2 rRNA genes are annotated in these 1,666 nt (G+C 57.9%); both read left to right on the top strand.

The features are described from left to right. A 23S ribosomal RNA gene (locus F9B16_RS50325) occupies positions 1 to 1,396 on the top strand; the annotation flags it as partial. 153 nt (positions 1,397 to 1,549) lie between these two features. Further along, positions 1,550 to 1,666, top strand: a 5S ribosomal RNA gene (gene rrf, locus F9B16_RS50320).

The raw sequence follows: 1,666 nt of genomic DNA, 5'->3' as shown, positions 1-1,666 counted from the left end.
AGGGTGAGATGTGATGCCGAGCCGTTTTAGGTGAAGTGAGTGATCCCATGCTGCCGAGAAAAGCCTCTAGCGAGTGTACCGGCGGCCCGTACCCTAAACCGACTCAGGTGGTCAGGTAGAGAATACCAAGGCGATCGGGTGAACTGTGGTTAAGGAACTCGGCAAATTGCCCCCGTAACTTTGGGAGAAGGGGGACCACGTCCGGTGAACCGTCTTGCACGGGGAGCTGGGGGTGGTCGCAGAGGCCAGGGGGAAGCGACTGTTTACTAAAAACACAGGTCCGTGCGAAGTCGTAAGACGCTGTATACGGACTGACGCCTGCCCGGTGCCGGAACGTTAAGAGGACCGGTTAGAGGTTTCGACTTCGAAGCTGAGAATCTAAGCGCCGGTAAACGGCGGTGGTAACTATAACCATCCTAAGGTAGCGAAATTCCTTGTCGGGTAAGTTCCGACCTGCACGAATGGCGTAACGACTTCCCCGCTGTCTCAACCACAGGCCCGGTGAAATTGCAGTACGAGTAAAGATGCTCGTTTCGCGCAGCAGGACGGAAAGACCCCGGGACCTTCACTACAGCTTGGCATTGGCGTTTGGAACGGTTTGTGTAGGATAGGTGGGAGACGGTGAAGCCCGCACGCCAGTGTGGGTGGAGTCATTGGTGAAATACCACTCTGGTCGTTTTGAGCGTCTAACCCGCGCCCGTGTATCCGGGTGGGGGACAGTGCCTGGTGGGTAGTTTAACTGGGGCGGTTGCCTCCCAAAGAGTAACGGAGGCGCCCAAAGGTTCCCTCAGCCTGGTTGGCAATCAGGTGGCGAGTGCAAGGGCACAAGGGAGCTTGACTGTGAGACGGACGTGTCGAGCAGGTGCGAAAGCAGGGCCTAGTGATCCGGCACCTACGTGTGGAAGTGGTGTCGCTCAACGGCTAAAAGGTACCCCGGGGATAACAGGCTGATCTTCCCCAAGAGTCCATATCGACGGGATGGTTTGGCACCTCGATGTCGGCTCGTCGCATCCTGGGGCTGGAGTAGGTCCCAAGGGTTGGGCTGTTCGCCCATTAAAGCGGCACGCGAGCTGGGTTTAGAACGTCGCGAGACAGTTCGGTCCCTATCCGCTGCGCGCGTAGGAGAATTGAGAGGGTCTGTCCCTAGTACGAGAGGACCGGGACGGACGAACCTCTGGTGTGCCAGTTGTCCCGCCAGGGGCACGGCTGGTTGGCTACGTTCGGTCGGGATAACCGCTGAAAGCATCTAAGCGGGAAGCCTTCCTCGAGATGAGTTCTCCCTCCCCTCTTCGGAGGGGGTAAGGCTCCCAATAGACGATTGGGTTGATAGGCCGGGTATGGAAGCGCGGTAACGTGTGGAGTTGACCGGTACTAATAGGCCGAGTGGCTTGAACACACTGAACGTTCAAACCAAATCGCTGCAAGAAGTGTTCGCGTCCCTGTGTGGTTCCCAGGAAACAAACGGGAACCGTTTGATAAGTGAAGATCCTGAGTCTGCTGCTTGGGACGTCGAGTTTGCCCACCCGAGGGTTGGGTGGTGCGTGAGGCGTTCGGTGGTTATGGCGGAGGGGAAACACCCGGTCCCATTCCGAACCCGGAAGTTAAGCCCTTCAGCGCCGATGGTACTGCATGGGAGACCGTGTGGGAGAGTAGGACACCGCCGGAC

It is taken from the genome of Actinomadura montaniterrae, assembly GCF_008923365.1.
Taxonomy (GTDB): Bacteria; Actinomycetota; Actinomycetes; order Streptosporangiales; family Streptosporangiaceae; genus Spirillospora; species Spirillospora montaniterrae.
The sequence above is the reverse complement of the archived record's forward strand: the minus strand, read 5'-3'. Positions and strand labels throughout refer to the sequence as shown.